The sequence below is a fragment of the Dysgonomonas termitidis genome, assembly GCF_054657735.1.
The window spans coordinates 215,600-233,094 of sequence record NZ_BAAHYD010000002.1; the positions used below are offsets into that span (position 1 = coordinate 215,600).

Sequence of the window (17,495 nt, forward strand, 5' to 3'; positions counted from 1 at the left end):
AAATGTTAAAATGTTAAGTTGATACCAAACAGATAGTTCCGCGTATTAGGCGTACTATATCCTACAATAGGCAAGCGATCCTGCAATTGGGTAGTGACAGCCTGATTTTCATTTCCTCTCGAGTTTGTCTCAGGGTCCAGTCCTGTTTCATCATGATAAGGTGAAAACAATACAAAAGGATTTTGTACCGTAGCGTATATCCTCAATTTATCAATGCCGGCATCCCTTAGCCATTTTTGCCGGAAGTTGTAACCCAGTGTGATGACACGTACCTTCATATAAGACGCGTCGAACAAAGCCATGCTATTGGCATATTTGGCATTATCGTTCGACGTTATACCTCCTGGCCTCGGATATTTGGCTCCGGTGTTTTCAGGTGTCCAATAATCCACATTTACATTTCCGTGGCGTCCGTTCAGCATATTAAGGTAGCTTGTACCTCCATAGAGAGTGGAAATCAATTTTCCTCCGTTCTGGAAACTGCCTACTACAGTCAGGTCCAAATCCTTATAGGCTACGCGGGTATTAAAACCTCCCTGCCAGGAAGGGTCCAGGTGTATAATCTGACGATCGTCAGCTCCGATTTGTCTTACAGGTTTGCCATCGGCGTCATATTCGCCGGTATATTTTACTTTGATCATACCTGCGTTACCACCCGGTTCGAGTATTTGCAAATAAGGGTCGCCTTCCTGCCAAAGACCGATTTGTTCGTAGTCGTAAACTACATTGATAGGATGTCCTTTAAACCACCAGTTACCTTCATTTTTATCTTCTCCCGAATTGAGTTTCAGTAGTTCATTCTTGTTGGTGTACCAATTGATACCGGCTTCCCATGTCCAGCCATTGAGATTATCCAGAATCTTACCGTTAAGAGAAATTTCCCAGCCTTTATTTGAAGTTTCACCGATATTTGCCATATAAGATCCTACTCCGGATGTGCTTGGCAAGTTTACTCGCAACAGGATATCCTTGGTGTGCTGTGTATAATATTCGACGGTGCCGCTCAGACGGTCATTGAACAATGAAAAGTCCAGGCCGTAATTATATGTGGTAGTGTATTCCCAGCCCAGTTTTTCGTTGGGTAACTCGGACAGATAGTAACCTGTCGAATAGTCTTCGCCGAAATTATAATAGCGTGTATCTAAAAGTCCGAGTGTCTTGTAGGGATCTACCGCCTGATTAGAGGTTTCACCGTAGCCTGCGCGCAGCTTCAACTGATCTATCCATTTCAGATCTTCCATGAATGCTTCACGATTGATGTTCCAACCGACCGAAACAGCCGGATATGTATGCCATTGATATCCCGGAGCTAATCTGGAGGATGCGTCCGCGCGCACTGTAGCTGAAAGCATGTAACGGTTATCGTATGAATACATCACACGGCCCATCCATGACGTCAGGCCGGATACCTGGTATGACTGTCCGCCTTTGGGCAACAATATTTCGCCTGTGGCTTTCGAGAGATCGTAGTATTGAAAATGATCTGCCGGTAGATCACGCGCAGAAACTTCCGAACGGTTATAATGAGTTTGTTCGGAAGAATAAAGCCCTACCACGTTTATCTGATGTTTTTCGGCAAAGGTGCGGTCGTAGGTCAATAAATTTTCAACCGCCCAGTTGGTCCTCAACGAATTATTAATTGACGCCGAGGATGGTGCATTCGGATCGGATGCGCTGGTAACGCCTATTCCCGTAAAACCTCCACCCGTTCCAAAACGGACGTTTAAGCCGAGGTTGATGCGGTATTTCAAACCTTGTATCCAGGGGGCGCTTACTTCCGCGTAAATGTTATTATAAGAAGCCAGCGATTTGGCATCGCTCATCCACAAGTCTTTTGCTTCTTTTAAAGTTTCCTTTGTCCATATCCGGTAATTATCGGTAGCACTGGATTGCACGGAACGCTTTAAATTACCGTCCGCGTCGTATGGATTAGCTAATGGTGAGCTCGCAAGGGCATCGCCTGTATTGATCTGGGTGCCCGAAGTGAGTCCGTAGCTTGAATTGGATGATAGTCCGAACCGGATATATTTACCGAAATTCTGATCCACCGAGGCACGGAGCGAGATACGGCTGTATTGCTGGGTTGGTATCACTGCCTGATCGAGATAGTAGCCGAGTCCGAAAGCATAGCTGCCATCCTCGCTGCCTTTTGTCATGCTAATATCGTGATTGACTATCGTACCGGGCCTGTAAAGCATATCCTGCCAATCGGTATTAATGTCGTTCGACTCATCCGGAGAATTAGTGAATGGAGAATCGGGTTTCCCCAATTCCTTAATGGTTCTTGCCGCTTCTTCACGCAGCTTTGCGAATTGCTGGCCGTTCATCATCGGATAACGAATAGCGCTTTTTGTACCATAATAAGCATTGTAGCTTACCTGTGCTTTTTGCCCGGCATAGCCGCGGTTGGTACTGATAAGTATTACCCCGTTGGCTCCGCGTGACCCGTAGATGGCGGTAGCCGAAGCGTCTTTCAATATGTCAACACTTTTGATACTGTTCGGGTCGACATCGTTGATGGAACCGGAAAAAGGGATTCCGTCAAGCACGATCAGTGGGGCGTTGTCGGCACTCAGCGAACGTGTACCGCGAATCCGGATTTGCATTTCCGCTCCCGGTTTAGATGAAGTCTGAGTCATTTCCACCCCGGCGATACGTCCCTGCAAAGCGGTCGATACATTCGTTGCCGCCACTTCGCGTACTATATCGCCCCGCATGGATGCGACCGAACCTGTTACCGCCTCTTTCCGTTGCGTACCATAGCCTATAACCACTACCTCTTCGAGCATCTTGTTATCCTCTTCGAGTACCACATCTATACGATTCCTTCCGGAAACATTTACAGTCTGCATTACAAATCCGATAAACGAAAAAGTAAGTTTACCTTGAGGGGATACTGAAATGGAAAACTTACCATCAGTATCTGTTATAGTACCATTGGTAGTACCGGATTCTACTACACTGACCCCAATAATGGGCTCTCCTGCAATATCTTTCACAACTCCATTTACAGAAATGTTTTGAGAAAAAGCTAAAGCCGGGATAAGAAAAAATAAAAATAAAAGTCTCAGGGACTTAAAAATTCTTGCATTTCTCATGATTAAGATAAGATTCATTATTTACTATATTTACTATTAATGCGAATCAGTATTTAAAAAATTAGATAAATAAAAGCGATGGCAATTTTACCCATCGTATGAACTAAAAGTCCGGATGTCGATCTGACTTTCTGCGCTCTTTGAATTTTTGTACGTTCATTCAACCAATTGAAGAATGATTCTATGGGTTGTCTGACTTTAGAAACAGCAGTAGAAAATAAGTCATTATATGCTTTGTTCCATTGTTTTTCTTGTTCAGACTGTCCTTTGACTGCTTTAACAGGAGTAAGCATTTGAATATTCTGCGTTTGCTTTTTATTATCATTAAAGTATTCAAAATCAGAATATATTTTATCTCCAAAAATCATTCGGTTAACTATCGTATCACCCCAGTTCTGTTTAAATACAGTCAGGTCGTTATCTTCAGCAGGAGTGTAGGTTATGGATTCCGGAAAAGGGATTGTCCCTTTTCGTCTGAATGCCAGAGCATGAAGCTTTAAACCATAGTAATATTGATTCTTTGTTGAACAATATCCTTTAGTGGTGATTTCTTTAGCAACCTTTGCTATTCTGTTTCGTCCTGCACAAGTGATTACAGGCATAGAATCAACCAGCGATACATCAAAATCACAATCTTTTGGCGTGAATGAACTTATCAATCTCTGGGATAATACCTTAAAACATTCATTCAGGCGGTTTAACCTTAAGTTAAATGTTTGATACGATGGCAATGAAGGAAACCAGGAAGATAGATACTCTTTTGTAAAAGAATGTATATCTTTGACCATGAAATACTTCTGACAACATCCTGCGAACAGGTAAATTGTCATTATTTCCTGATCAGTAAAAGATGGAGCATTGTTGTTACTGTACCGTTGACAGTAATATTTTAGCTCTGAATCGTATAAATCACAGATATACATATAAATTCTTATCAGTTTAAGCTCTTTCTTCTTGGGAATCATTGTTAAAGAAATGTGTGGTAATATTCCTTTAATTTAATGATTTTCAAGAGATTGAGCAAGTATTCGGTACGCTTATTTTATTGATAATTAATCTTTTAATTAAATAAATCAGCCAATAGTTGCAACTACTGATTCGCATTATTATTAATAGGTTATTTACTTTTGATTTAAAGTATGGAAGTTCTAGGTTTTTTCATAGGCATAATTTAGGATTTAAGGTACGATATTATATTTCTCAATTCGGTCAGATTCTGTATGATACAAACTTATGAATATCTCTTTTCAAAATACAGACCGGGTGTATCATATAGTTTCCAGTGTGTAACATGTGCTTTCCCTGTATAACATATACTTTTCTCTACGTTACATTAGTTCCTGAAAAGTAGATATTCCTTATTATTTTTTTATATTTGCATATATACTGCTTCTAATATCTGGATACCCATGACAACAAAGAACACGAGGATAAAAGCATTTGTTCTGATATGTATTTTTTGCCTTGTAACAAACTCCTATGTATTTTCGCAAATAGGTAGATTCTATTCCCCTGACGAAGATCTGTCAAACAGCCTTATCAATCAGGTATATCAGGATAGGAAAGGATTTGTCTGGATTGCAACGGAAAACGGATTGAATAAATTCGATGGGATGAAATTCAATATCTATAAACATTCCTCTGATGATCCTACCTCGCTGAAAAATAATTATGTGAGGACTATCTTCGAAGATAGTTCGGGCAATTTCTGGGTAGGGTGTATCAATGGACTGATGAAATATGACTGGACGACTAATTCATTCAGGGAAATAAAAATGTACAAAGACGGGAACCTTGTTTCTCCCCATATCACGCGCATGATAGAGGCACATAATGGAGATATATGGGTCGCCACTTCCGGACAGGGGATATTTTTCATCAAAAAAGGTGAACGGGAATTCCATGCGAGTTTACAACTTACCAACCTGCTGGTCAGTAATTATCTTAACTCAATTTTTGAAGATTCGAAAGGGAATCTTTGGATAGGTTCTGAGAATAACGGACTGAATCTCTACAACCCTGTTACCAATCAGATAAAAGCGTTTACTGCCCCTGCTAATATCAGCAGTAACAATATATCATCCATAACAGAAGATAAACAAGGAAATATATACGTAGGAACATTGACCGGAGGGCTTAACAAATATAATGAACAGACAAAGGCATTTGAGGCAATTGGGGCAGACAATAATACCCAGCTGCTGATTAAAGACCTGCTGTTGACCAAAGAAAATATATTATATATAGGCACAGACGGGCAGGGTTTGAAGCTATATAACAGAGACAGAAACATCGTAGAAGATTATAAAATCAGTTCCGCTCCATTCGATTTCTCGAAAGGGAAAGTTCATTCGATTCTTCAGGACAGGGATAATAATCTTTGGCTTGGTATTTTTCAGAAAGGGATAATATTTATTCCGGGCACAGAAAAGAAATTTGATTATTACGGTTTCAAATCGTTAAAGAATAATCCGATTGGCTCCAGTTCGGTGATGTCTATCTATAAAGACAAAGAAGGCATAACCTGGGTAGGTACAGATAATGAAGGTATTTACGGTATCAACAATAGAGGGGAAAGGGTAGCTCATTTCATGCAGACCTCTTTATCTTCATCCATTTCAAATATCATACTGAGTATCTTTGAGGATTCCAATAATAATATGTGGGTGGGCTCATATACTAAAGGACTGGCAAAGCTCAACCGGAAGACGGGAACCTGTGAATATATTCCTGAACTGTTAAATGAAAAGATATACTGCATAACGGAAGACGACAAGAAGAACCTGTTGATAGGTACCTATGGTTCCGGCTTTTTCAGATTGAATCTGGCAAGTGGGAAAATGACTCATTATGAATCGCGGAAGAGCGAGAATGATGATTTTTCTATAGATGAACTGAGTAATGACTGGATCAACGATATTCTGTTCGATAGCGAGGGCTTGATTTGGATCGCACATTATAAGGGCGTAAGCTGCTATAATCCGAAAAAGAACACCTTCCTGAATTATCTCAACCAAAATACAATATTACCGCATACGGTGGCATATACCCTTTTTGAAGATAAGACAGGTAATATATGGATAGGGACATCCGACGGATTGAATATTCTTAATAAGAAAGAGCAATCGGTTAAGAGCTATTCGACCAGAGACGGATTACCCAACAATGTTATATGTGGCATACGGGAAGACTGCGAGCGGAATATCTGGATAAGTACCTATTTTGGTATCAGCAAATTTATTGTCCGTGAAAACCGGTTTATCAATTACTATACCGGCGACGGGTTACAGGGTAATGAGTTTACACGTGGCGCAAAATTTGAGGATGCTGCCGGCAAAATATATTTTGGAGGTATCTATGGTGTAACCAGCTTTTATCCTAAAGACATAACTGAGGCGAAAAAGGAGTTGAAAGTGCTGATTACGGACTTTTTTCTATTCAACCGGGCCGTAAAGATGGGAGACAAATCGGGTAGTAACGAGATTGTTGCTACATCTGTTCTGGATGCGGACCAGTTTACATTAGCTTATGATGACAATACATTCAGTATAGAATTTTCCGCACTGGAGTTTTCAAACCCCGAACGTATTGTTTATCAATATATGATTGAAGAAATCAGCCAAGACTGGCTTAATTCGTATCCCGGCATGGGGAGGGTTACATATACGAACCTGAATCCGGGTGCATATACTTTCAAATTGAGGGCGAAAGACCATGATAATTATTCGGATATAAAAACAATAAGAATAATCATTACACCTCCATGGTATCAGTCTCCATGGGCATATGCCGCCTATGCTGTGCTAAGTGTCTTGTTGGTTTTGTTTATTGCGAATTATATCCATGCGCGTATCCGTCATCGTCAGGAAGAAATGAGACGGCAGCATCTGGAGCAGATAAATGAAGCTAAATTGCAGTTTTTTATTAATATATCGCATGAGATACGTACTCCTATGACCTTAATTATAAATCCATTGGAAAAGTTATTGTCGGAGAATAAAGATCAGAAGTTGCAAAAGAGTTATGTGATGATATACAGGAACGGACTGCGGATTCTTCGACTTATCAATCAGTTGATGGATATCCGTAAACTGGATAAGGGGCAGATGCAATTGCATTTCAGGGAAACTGATATTGTCGGATTTATCGACGATCTGATGATGACGTTTGAGTATTCTGCACAAAGAAAGAATATAAGTTTCAATTTCAGGCATGACATGGATAAGCTGAATGTCTGGATCGATCTTAATAATTTTGATAAAGTCCTGTTGAATATAATTTCAAATGCTTTTAAATATACACCGGATAATGGAAATATAACCATCGATTTATCTACCGGGCATGATGAAAATGTAAGAGGAGCATTGAGAAATTATTTTGAAATCTCAGTAACAGATAATGGTATAGGCATCGATAAGGATAAAATAGAGCAGATTTTTGAACGTTTCTATCAAATAAGTAATGATTTCACAAATTCTAATTTCGGGACGGGCATAGGTCTGCACCTGTCTAAGTCGTTGGTGGAACTGCATCATGGCGCAATTTTTGCCGAAAACAGGCAGGATATGCCGGGGACCCGTTTTGTAATACAGCTGCCTTTGGGTAGCGATCACCTGATAGCCCGGGAACTGGAAGATGGAGAAGAGTATAAAGTAGCGGCAGAAAAGATCCCATCCTCATATATATCAAATGAGCTCCTTAATAAAATAAATGTCGGAGACGGAGAAAGGAAGGTGAAGCCCCGTACAAAATACCGGATACTGATAGTGGAAGATGAAGATGAGATCCGGGAATATATCAAGGACGAACTATCGTCTGAGTACCGGGTTATGGTAAGTGAGAATGGAAAAGAAGCTCTGAATCTCATATTGACCGAAAAGCCCGATCTGATTATCAGTGATGTAATGATGCCGGAAATGGATGGCATAACGCTTTCGCGCAAAGTCAAGCAAAATATAAATATAAACCATATACCGATTGTCCTTCTCACAGCAAAATCAACTCCTGAAAACAAAATAGAAGGTCTCGATATAGGAGCTGATGCTTACGTTTCCAAACCGTTCAACACCGATCTGCTTAAAAGCACCATAGCTAATCTGATTGAGAACAGGGAACGGCTGAAGAGTAAATTCAGCGGACAACAGCAGCCCGAAGATAAAATACAAAAAATAGAACTGAAGTCTTCGGATGAGATACTTATGCAACGCATCATGAAGATTATAAATGAAAATCTTTCCAACCCCGAACTGAATGTGGAGATGTTAGCTATGAATGTCGGGATGAGCCGCGTACATATGCATCGCAAACTGAAAGAATTAACGAACCAGTCTGCCCGCGATTTTATAAAGGGCATCCGGCTGAGACAGGCTGCAATACTGCTCTCCGGAAAGAAACTGACTATTTCGGAAGTAGCCTATGCAATAGGATTTTCTAATCTGTCTCATTTTTCCAACTCGTTCAGGGAATTCTATGGAATGTCGCCAAAGGAATACCTGGCAGCACATCTTGCCCCTCCTCCGTCAAATGAGGAGTAAACTCAGATGAAGTATGGAATAGTCCTGTTTTTGATTTTATTCTTTCAGATTTTTTCGTTTCAAAGCTCCTTTTAGAAGAAAAAATCATTCCTGTGAAATGATTTTAATAAGTTTAAAACAGATTCCATTATAAAATATTATTAACATCGCCAATCAGGCTGAAATCGAAGGTATAAATGATACGGTTTTTACGCAGAAGACGATCATAGATTATATACGTGTTTATAAGCAAGTTGAATAAATAATGAATGTCTTGTCTTCGTATTAACCAAGAAAAATCGCTAAAACTTTACTATTAATGCGCATTTAAATAAACTATCCTGCATTTTTGTTTGTTTAGTTAAAGAAATTATCTTTGTACAAATTTAAAAAAAGAAGTAAAATGAAAAATTTAGTAGAAAAATTACACAAGGATTTTGCAGACTTTGCTAAAGATGCAGCTGCGCAGGTTGAGAGCGGGAATAAAGCAGCTGGTCAAAGAGCGAGAAAAGTATCTCTTGAGATTGAAAAAGCTTTGAAAGAGTTCCGCAAAAAATCTATCGAAGCAACAAAATAATAAAAGCAAAAGCATTTATTTGAGAACAGGATGATCCGATGGGTTATCCTGCCTTTTTTATACTAATCTGCAAAGTATCTTTTCTAATTTATAAAACGTCTATACACCTTTCCAGCTGCACCCCCCGCGAACCTTTCAGGAGAATATAACTGTCTTCGATAGGATTCTCTTTCAGGTAATACTTTAGGCTGTCTAAATCCTTGAAGCGGGGATAATCGGTCGTAATGCGGCTAAAATTATCACCGACGAATATTACCCTGTCAAAATTATGATGTGATACATAGTCGGCCACTTTCTGATGTTCTACATCCGTGTCGGGACCCAGTTCTTTCATGTCTCCCAGAATCAGGACTTTATGATTCACATCCATGTGATTGAAGTTTTCGAGGGCTGCATGCATACTTGTCGGATTCGCGTTATATGCATCTATTATCAGCATATTCTTATCTGTTTCTTTTAGCTGTGAGCGGTTGTTTGTAGGCTGATATTCTTCAATCGCTTTGCATATTAAAGAGGCTTTTACTCCCAGGTATTTACCGATAGTGACTGCCGCCAATGCATTCGGGAGGTTATACTCCCCGATCAGATTGGTATTGACCTTATTGCGCCTGTTTCCGAATTTCCATTCAAATTCGAGATAAGGCCTTATCGATAATACCTTTCCGGATATAAACAGGTCTTCTTCCAAACCGTAAAATATGGATGTGATACCTTCCGACATCTCGCGTAGGAGTGAATTGTCATAGTCGATGAAGATTTTACCATCCCTTGTACTTCTGATATATTCGTATAGCTCTCCTTTGGCTTTGATGACATTCTCGTATGAGCCGAAACCCTCTATATGGGCATGTCCGATATTGGTAATGACCCCGTAATTAGGCATGGCCATTTCGGAAAGCACCTTTATTTCCCCTACATGGCTGGCTCCCATTTCTATAATGGCTATTTCATGTTCCTTCTTTATACGGAGCAGGGTGAGAGGAACCCCGATATGATTGTTCAGGTTGCCCTGGGTGGCCAGGACGTTGTACTCCTGGGAAAGAACAGAGGTAATAAGTTCCTTGGTGGTCGTTTTACCGTTTGTACCTGTTATACCTATAACCGGTGTTTTTAGTTGTTTACGGTGGTAGTTTGCCAGTTTTTGCAATGTGTCGAGGCAGTCTTCTACCAATATAATATTGGGGCGTGTGGCGTATTTTGCTTCATCTACAACGGCATAGCTACATCCCGAATCAATAGCTTTTCCGGCATATTCATTTCCGTTGAAATTGGCACCTTTCAATGCAAAGAAAATAGAATCTTTTGGGCTGTTGCGTGTATCTGTTGAAACCTCCGGGTATTGTTTGTAAATTTTATACAGTTCAGATATCTCCATGGCTCTTTGTTAGATGATATTATTTTTTAATAATCAACGTTTATTTCTCTATTATTGTTTGGTCTTCGTATGGGTCTATAAGATAATTTAAGGCTATGCGAATATAACGTTAATTATTCATATCCCGAGTGCCTCTTAACGTTTTTTACTTTATGGAATAATAAGGTTGTATCCCTGTTTTTAGTACCGGTAATGTTATTTGACTGAGTGAATATTTATTACGTTTCATTTGTTATTTTCGCAAAGAGGAAACAGCAATTTTAATGCCATCTTATCTGATCGGTACCATGCTGTTCTTATCTGAAAATATTGTGCTGAAAGGCATGCAAAGGACACAAAACTAAAGAACGATTTTCGTCATATATTATTTACTTTTCGGCTATTCATTCCTCAATATCTGGCTCCGCCGATTTTTAATTCAAAGAGCCAATAGCTGTCAGTAGTGTATAGATAAACTTCTGCGAAAAAAAATACAATCTCGTTTGCCCTGATTTTCTTCTTTCTCCGGTTTTTTAGTTTGGGTTGAGCACGGAACTGATTATCCGGTTTGTAGTTTTCCACAGCATATTCAGTATATGCTGTGGAAAATATCATAAAAAGGGGGTCTTTTAAGCTACTTGCAAATTCTTATTTAATAACTATTATTCCTTTACGAAAAAATGATTATTCCCCCGGCTCCATACTTTAAAGCCTTTCGATTTTAAAATATCGATAATTGGTATAGGTTTAAATGGTGTAATTATCTGTAATATCTGCTTTCCTTCTAACTCCGACGACAGTTTCAGTATTTCCTGCATGGGGCTCTCTCCTGATTCTATTACAGGGCGGGCATCAAAGCGGATGCTTATCTTGCTTTCATCAAACCAGACGGGCATGGCAGTATCTTCAACATTATCTGTATCTTCATTAATTGTAATTTCCGATAACCCTGCGGCCTTCCTTAGTTCCTGAATGAGCAGAGGCGGGGAGATCCCCGCGACCCCTGCTGCCTGTTGCAATGATGTAACCTTGGCAATGGTACGGCGCAACACAGGATTCTTCAATTTGGAGAAAACGGGGGACAGTTCAATTAGTTTGCTTTCCAGGTGGGGATAAGACTCCAGCAGGTTTGCAACTTTGGTCTGTAGATTGATATCCGTTTTCATTGCTTACCTCGCTGCGTAAGATAACAGACGCTGGTCGCCTTCCAGCTTGCGTAAATCTGTTATATCCTGTGTGACTTCCATTACTCCCAGATATTCGCCGTCATTTCCCCGGAGCGCGGTGTATTCGATATAAACAAAACGGCCCATGAATGAAGAGATCCAGAATGCAGCGACATTTTCTTTCCCGCTTTTAAAATCATTAATTATCTGCTCTACGATATGTACGCTTCCCGGAGGATGGCATAAGCGTACATCCCTGCCTATAATGGAACGGTTACGTTCAAAGACCTTTTTTGTGCCATGCGAGAAGAATTTCACTTTATCATCCTTATCTACAAAAGTGACATCGACAGGCAATGTCTTGAATATTGTTTCCAGTTCTTTTGTGGTAAAACTACCGGATGAAAGATGTATCGCATCGCCTTCTTTATAAGTAAGCTCTCCGGCTTCTACCGCTTCGGGAGTCCATTCCGTTTGCGGATCATACAGGCTGAATCCGAATTGCGGGGTTTCCTTATATATCTGATACCAGTCTTTATCGGTGAGCGTGTCGAGGCACATTGGTAACAATATCTCCTCTTCTTTCATTATCATGCCTTCGATGGCGTCGGTAACAGGTAAAAGAACCAGCAGGATCAGGGCAGGGACTTCTTCGGTGGAAACATCTTTCGCCAGGAGGGACTCATGTGCGGCTTTCAGCAGTTCGCGTGTTTCGTCATGTTTGCCCCACATTACCTTCGGAGGCCCTGTAATACCTGCTTTTTCGAGAAACGGGAATAGCAGGTATTCTTTCCGTTTGTAATGTTTATCTACATCCGACAGATAGTTAAAGATACTTTTCATCTGTAAAAGATATTCTTTAACTTCTTCATCCTTAAGTTTGTTCCCTTTGTCGAACAGAGCCTTTGCTTTTTCGATATATTCTTCCAGGGCGCGGTTTTCCCGCTTGAAAGTATCTACCGGATGTCCCGGTGCTACTACTTTCGCTGCGGATGTATCTATACTTCCATCCAGCACAGCTGTATGTATATCGCAAAAGCGCAGGACTTCCTCTTCGGGTAGGCCCTCGGATATAAGTTCCTGTTCTACTTCCACTACTTCATTGTAGGGAACAGAACGCAACAGTTCAACTAATCGTTTCCGTACAATTTCGGGAGCTTCATTATTATGTAGCTGAAGGATCAGGTGCTTGAGCAATTCCTTCCTTTTCTGCGAATTGTTTATTACTTCACTCATGGTTATCCTCTTATCATGGTTAATAGCATTTTGAATCTTTCTACAGCAAATAAGGCATGAGAGATATTGGCTGGCATAATGATAGTCTCCCCTTGTTTAAGCAATACGGGATTACCACCGATCTTGATTTCTACTTTTCCATCGAGTACCTGAACCATCGCATCGAATGGTGCTGTGTGTTCGCTCAACCCCTGGCCTTTGTCGAAAGAGAACAGGGTAATGTTTCCTGCGTTGCTTTTGAGCACTTGTTTGCTGATGACTCCTCCGTCAGAATAATCGACGAGTTCGGATAAGTGTAGGACTGTTCCTTTTTCAAATATATTATTCATCTTCTTTATTGTTTTTTGATTTCACAATGTGAAGGTATTAAGATAATAACAAGTAATCTGTCACATTTGTTACACTCCGGGAATCTGTTATAAATAATTATGATATTATTTTCCTGCTTTAATACTGAAAATCAATAATTGTCCTGTGATCTGATTTATTTTTTACTACAAGACAATAGAAAAAAAACTGATGTTAATTCTTTTACTCTGCATTAAAAATGAAAAAGTTGACAAACTTTACAACTTTTGCACATTTTCTTACTTTTTATGATAGCTTTTAGCCGTTGGTAACGCGAAGCGGCAAAACCTGTAATTGTTAAAAAAAGGTGACAAAAGTAACAGATATATCAGTTAACAGTAAACAGTTAGCAGTAAACAACTTGTATCCCGTTTCTTGTCTACTTGTATCTTGTTTACTTGTAACTCGTAACCGCTTTAATCAATACTTCAAAGAGCTATAAGCTAATAGCTAACGGCTAAAAGCTATATATAGATAAAGTATTTTCCAATAATCGAGCGGTTATTTTCATGATAATTTCAATTCGTTTTCAAGGCTCTGGTCAGAAGCGGCAATGCTTTTAGGGAGTCACTTCAAAAGTATTTGTGACAGAGTGTTTTATGATGGTTTGACTGTGTGCAAAAGTAAATACTGGCATATACCGGTATAGAGCAGGTTTTGCAGGATACTATCTGGTTTCCTGTTATAAACAGCACTCTTTAAGTCCCTATATCTAAATATATTTTTAATTAATGGTTAATTAATGCTAATGGTAAGGATCAGGACAGATATTTGTGTAAATTATGTCGCAAATCTAATTTAAACACGAAATAGCCAAATGGGCTATTTATGAATGACCTGAAAAAGTTTATAGACGATGTTTGGTAATTTTCTCTTTAATTGTAGAATACCAAAGTTCTTATTCTTTGGGAAAAACACTATTATTCCACCGTTTAAAAATCATTTTTTAATTTCTCATCAAAATTAAAAACCTCAAAGAAATCACAGTAAAATAACATATAATTAATTATGAATAAGAAAATACTGATCATTATAAGTTTTATTTGTTTTGCGTTTAGTGCGTATTCCAGAGTGAACTTACCGTCCATATTGAGCGACAATATGGTATTACAGCAACAAACTAATGTAAAATTATGGGGAGAAGCTAAGGCTAATGTACAGATTAATATCAAAACATCCTGGAACCAAAAAGTATATACTGTAAATTCGGATGCAACCGGAAAATGGCTTCTGCCGGTGACTACCCCTGTGGCGGGAGGCCCTTATGAAATATCTTTTAATGATGGGGACGAACTGGTATTAAAAAATGTCCTTATCGGCGAAGTCTGGTTTTGTTCGGGGCAATCAAATATGGAAATGCCGATGAAGGGATTTGACAGGCAGCCAGTAGAAGGGACTAACGAAATCATAGCCAAAGCCAAGGCCAGGATACCTCTAAGAATGTATACTACCGATTCACGGGACGGGCAATGGGTGCGTCAGTTTAGTAAGCAACCCCAATCTGACTGTAAAGGCACCTGGTTGGAAAACACATCGGAAAATGTAGCCAATATTAGTGCAGTCGCTTATATATTTGCACAGTATATTCAGGAGATACTGGAAGTTCCCGTTGGCATCATTGTCTCCTCATGGGGTGGATCAAAAGTAGAGGCATGGATGAGCCGGGAAGCTATAGCTCCTTTTAAGGAAATAGATCTGGCTATATTGTCTAATGATGAACCCGTTAAAAATCCGACCGCTACACCCAGTGTGCTGTATAATGCTAAAATAGCGCCTCTTACTAACTTCGCGATTAAAGGATTCCTTTGGTATCAGGGCGAAAGCAACCGGGATAACGCGACCCTTTATAAGAACCTGATGGCCGCTTTTGTAAACGACCTTCGTTCGAAATGGCAAGTCGGTGAGTTTCCTTTCTATTATGTGCAAATAGCCCCGTTCAATTACGAAGGAGCGAATGGAACATCGGCAGCCCGTTTAATGGAAGTACAGATGCAAAACCTTCAGGATATACCCAATTCAGGAATGGTAACCACTCTCGATATTGGGAATCCGGTATTTATACATCCGGTAGATAAGATAACAGTTGGTAAAAGGCTTGCACTATGGGCATTAGGCCAAACGTATAATAGAAAAGGCTTTGGCTATAAGCCTGCGATCTATAAATCTATGGAGATTGCCGGAGAGAAAATATACATTAATTTCGATAATTCACCAAGAGGGCTTTATCCTATGTGGACACAGATAAAAGGTTTTGAAATAGCTGGAGAAGACAGGGTATTCTATCCCGCAAAAGCAGAAATTGAGACTAAATCATGTCGTTTGGCTGTATCAAGTGAAAAGGTAACTTCACCGGTTGCTGTCAGATATGCTTACAGGAATTATGCGGAAGCGGGTGTTTTTGGTGTTGATGGTATTCCCGTTGCACCTTTCAGGACTGATGATTGGTAAGAATACAATATAAAAGAGAGCAATATTGAAATGATCATAAAGAAACTTCAGGCACTATGCTTGTTACCGGTACTGTTTTCCATAAACAGTCTGGCTATAGGCGATGGGGTAAGAGGATGGATTATCCTTTCTGATAATATGGATAATGCTGTCAAAACAATAAAGGCCGCTAAAGAGTATAATATCAATCAGCTTCAGCTTTCTCATCAGATTATTCATGATCTGAGGGAAGTCAAAGATAAAACAGTATGCGCCCGCGTCAATAATCTTGCCCGTATTGCACACTCCGAAAACATTGATGAGGTATTAGTCTGGGATCATAGCTTCTATGCTTTAAACTATTATCCCGATTGTTTCAAAACAGGGCCGGAAGGGACAATCGATCTTGATAATGCTGGATTCTGGGAATGGTACAAAGAGGATTATCGCCGGATGATGGACCTTGTACCCGAGATCGACGGGCTTGTTTTGACTTTTATTGAAACCGGGGCATATGCCGAAAGGCAATATTCTGTAAAAATGCCGACCCCGGAAGAAAAATTAGCTGCCGTGGTAAACGCTGTAGCCGATGTAGTGATCGGGGAAAAGGGGAAAAAACTATACATCCGTACATTTGCTTATTCAGAAGAAGAATATGCCGGGATCGTGGGGTGTATTAAGCATATCAAAAATGAAAAAGTCGCTTTAATGATAAAGGAAGTTCCCCATGACTTTTTTCTAACCCATCCGAACGATCCGTTTATAGGAAGGCTTGACAGACCTGCGATCGTAGAATTCGACACAGGTAATGAGTATAATGGGCAGGGAGTTATCGCGAATACATGGGCAGGGTATGTTATGAATCGGTGGAAAGATTTTATAAACCGGCCGAATGTTGCCGGATATGTTGCCAGGACCGACCGTTATGGAACTACAAAAATAGCAGGAACTCCCAATGAAATATTATTATATGCATTAAAGCGTACAACGGAAGACCGGTTTATCTCAGAGGATCAGGTCTATGATGAATTTATCAGATCAAGATATGGAGAAGAAGTTTTACAGCCGCTTAAGAGTGCTTTTAAGAAATCCTTTGATATCATAACGTCAATCCTTTATACTCTTGGGACTAATACTGCGGATCACTCTTCCCTGAATTATGAATTTAACAAATGGAGTTATAGCCGGCACGTATCGGGAAGGTGGATAGATCCCCCGCTTGTTTTCGTTAAACATGATGTTAACAAAGAATTCCATTATTGGAAAGATGTAATCAATCATATAGCTCCTTCGCGATACAAAACCATGGATTCTCCATTGTGTACCGAAGCAAAACATGTATTGGATCAGGGATGGATAATTTCTTCTGAACAAATGGACAGTACATATTACAACTATATACTGACTGAAAAACAATATGGGGTCAAACTTGCATCACAAGCATTGGCCGAGGTAGAAAAAACAAAAAATATATTGCCTTCAAAAGATTATGAAGAACTGTATCAACTTTTTAATCGGACCTATCTTACTGCCCGTCTGCATGAAGCTGTTTGCACGGCATACTATGGAAACAGGATTTTTAAGAGAGAAAAGGAGTATCATCCGATGAATTTAAAAGAACGGGTCATTTCCTCCCTTGATAGCATACAAAAGATATCGGAAGAAATGAGATTACTGAAAAATACCTATCCTGTAGGCCAATATGACTGGTTGGGAGATGCCGGTAAAGCGTTACAATATAGAGACTGGATTCAGGTGGAATTGTCGGATGAATAA

Annotated in this window: 11 protein-coding genes; 4 read left to right on the plus strand and 7 right to left on the minus strand. The window is 39.7% G+C overall.

What is annotated here, in order from left to right:
* Positions 1 to 5: 5 nt before the first annotated feature.
* Together ACYQ3L_RS05205 and ACYQ3L_RS05210 are read right to left on the minus strand one after the other, a co-directional pair.
* Positions 6 to 3,098: a SusC/RagA family TonB-linked outer membrane protein gene (locus ACYQ3L_RS05205; RefSeq protein WP_379994587.1), complete on the minus strand. Its 3,093-nt coding sequence runs from the start codon at positions 3,096 to 3,098 to the stop codon at positions 6 to 8.
* A 53-nt stretch (positions 3,099 to 3,151) separates the two neighbouring features.
* Positions 3,152 to 3,886 (minus strand): transposase, encoded by a 735-nt coding sequence (locus tag ACYQ3L_RS05210; protein ID WP_459952247.1) that lies wholly within the window; start codon positions 3,884 to 3,886, stop codon positions 3,152 to 3,154.
* Between the two features lie 621 nt (positions 3,887 to 4,507).
* On the opposite strand from ACYQ3L_RS05210, the gene ACYQ3L_RS05215 reads away from it, so the two are divergent.
* The gene (locus ACYQ3L_RS05215) at positions 4,508 to 8,632 is read left to right on the plus strand and encodes a hybrid sensor histidine kinase/response regulator transcription factor (protein WP_379993806.1); all 4,125 of its coding nucleotides are present in this window, start codon (positions 4,508 to 4,510) and stop codon (positions 8,630 to 8,632) included.
* A gap of 382 nt (positions 8,633 to 9,014) precedes the next feature.
* Positions 9,015 to 9,188: a histone H1 gene (locus tag ACYQ3L_RS05220; RefSeq protein WP_006799072.1), complete on the plus strand. Its 174-nt coding sequence runs from the start codon at positions 9,015 to 9,017 to the stop codon at positions 9,186 to 9,188.
* Positions 9,189 to 9,276: 88 nt separating this feature from the next.
* On the opposite strand, the gene ACYQ3L_RS05225 is transcribed toward ACYQ3L_RS05220, so the two are convergent.
* The 5 genes from ACYQ3L_RS05225 to ACYQ3L_RS05245 all read right to left on the minus strand — a co-directional run bounded on the left by ACYQ3L_RS05225 (position 9,277) and on the right by ACYQ3L_RS05245 (position 13,273).
* The gene (locus ACYQ3L_RS05225) at positions 9,277 to 10,563 is read right to left on the minus strand and encodes a UDP-N-acetylmuramoyl-tripeptide--D-alanyl-D-alanine ligase (RefSeq protein ID WP_379993805.1); all 1,287 of its coding nucleotides are present in this window, start codon (positions 10,561 to 10,563) and stop codon (positions 9,277 to 9,279) included.
* Positions 10,564 to 10,953: 390 nt separating this feature from the next.
* A complete protein-coding gene (locus ACYQ3L_RS05230) occupies positions 10,954 to 11,157 on the minus strand; it encodes a hypothetical protein (protein WP_379993804.1) in 204 nt (67 codons plus the stop codon).
* A gap of 47 nt (positions 11,158 to 11,204) precedes the next feature.
* On the minus strand, positions 11,205 to 11,708 hold the full coding sequence (locus tag ACYQ3L_RS05235) for a DUF1858 domain-containing protein (RefSeq protein WP_379993803.1): 504 nt from the start codon (positions 11,706 to 11,708) through the stop codon (positions 11,205 to 11,207).
* A gap of 3 nt (positions 11,709 to 11,711) precedes the next feature.
* Positions 11,712 to 12,944, minus strand: coding sequence for a DUF438 domain-containing protein (locus ACYQ3L_RS05240; protein ID WP_379993802.1), 1,233 nt, complete (start codon positions 12,942 to 12,944; stop codon positions 11,712 to 11,714).
* A gap of 2 nt (positions 12,945 to 12,946) precedes the next feature.
* Positions 12,947 to 13,273, minus strand: a complete 327-nt coding sequence (locus tag ACYQ3L_RS05245; RefSeq protein WP_379993801.1) for a cupin domain-containing protein — start codon at positions 13,271 to 13,273, stop codon at positions 12,947 to 12,949.
* Between the two features lie 1,027 nt (positions 13,274 to 14,300).
* Between ACYQ3L_RS05245 and ACYQ3L_RS05250 the strand changes: the two genes are divergently transcribed.
* On the plus strand, positions 14,301 to 15,740 hold the full coding sequence (locus ACYQ3L_RS05250) for a sialate O-acetylesterase (RefSeq protein WP_379993800.1): 1,440 nt from the start codon (positions 14,301 to 14,303) through the stop codon (positions 15,738 to 15,740).
* Positions 15,741 to 15,770: 30 nt separating this feature from the next.
* The gene (locus ACYQ3L_RS05255; protein WP_379993799.1) at positions 15,771 to 17,495 is read left to right on the plus strand and encodes a hypothetical protein; all 1,725 of its coding nucleotides are present in this window, start codon (positions 15,771 to 15,773) and stop codon (positions 17,493 to 17,495) included.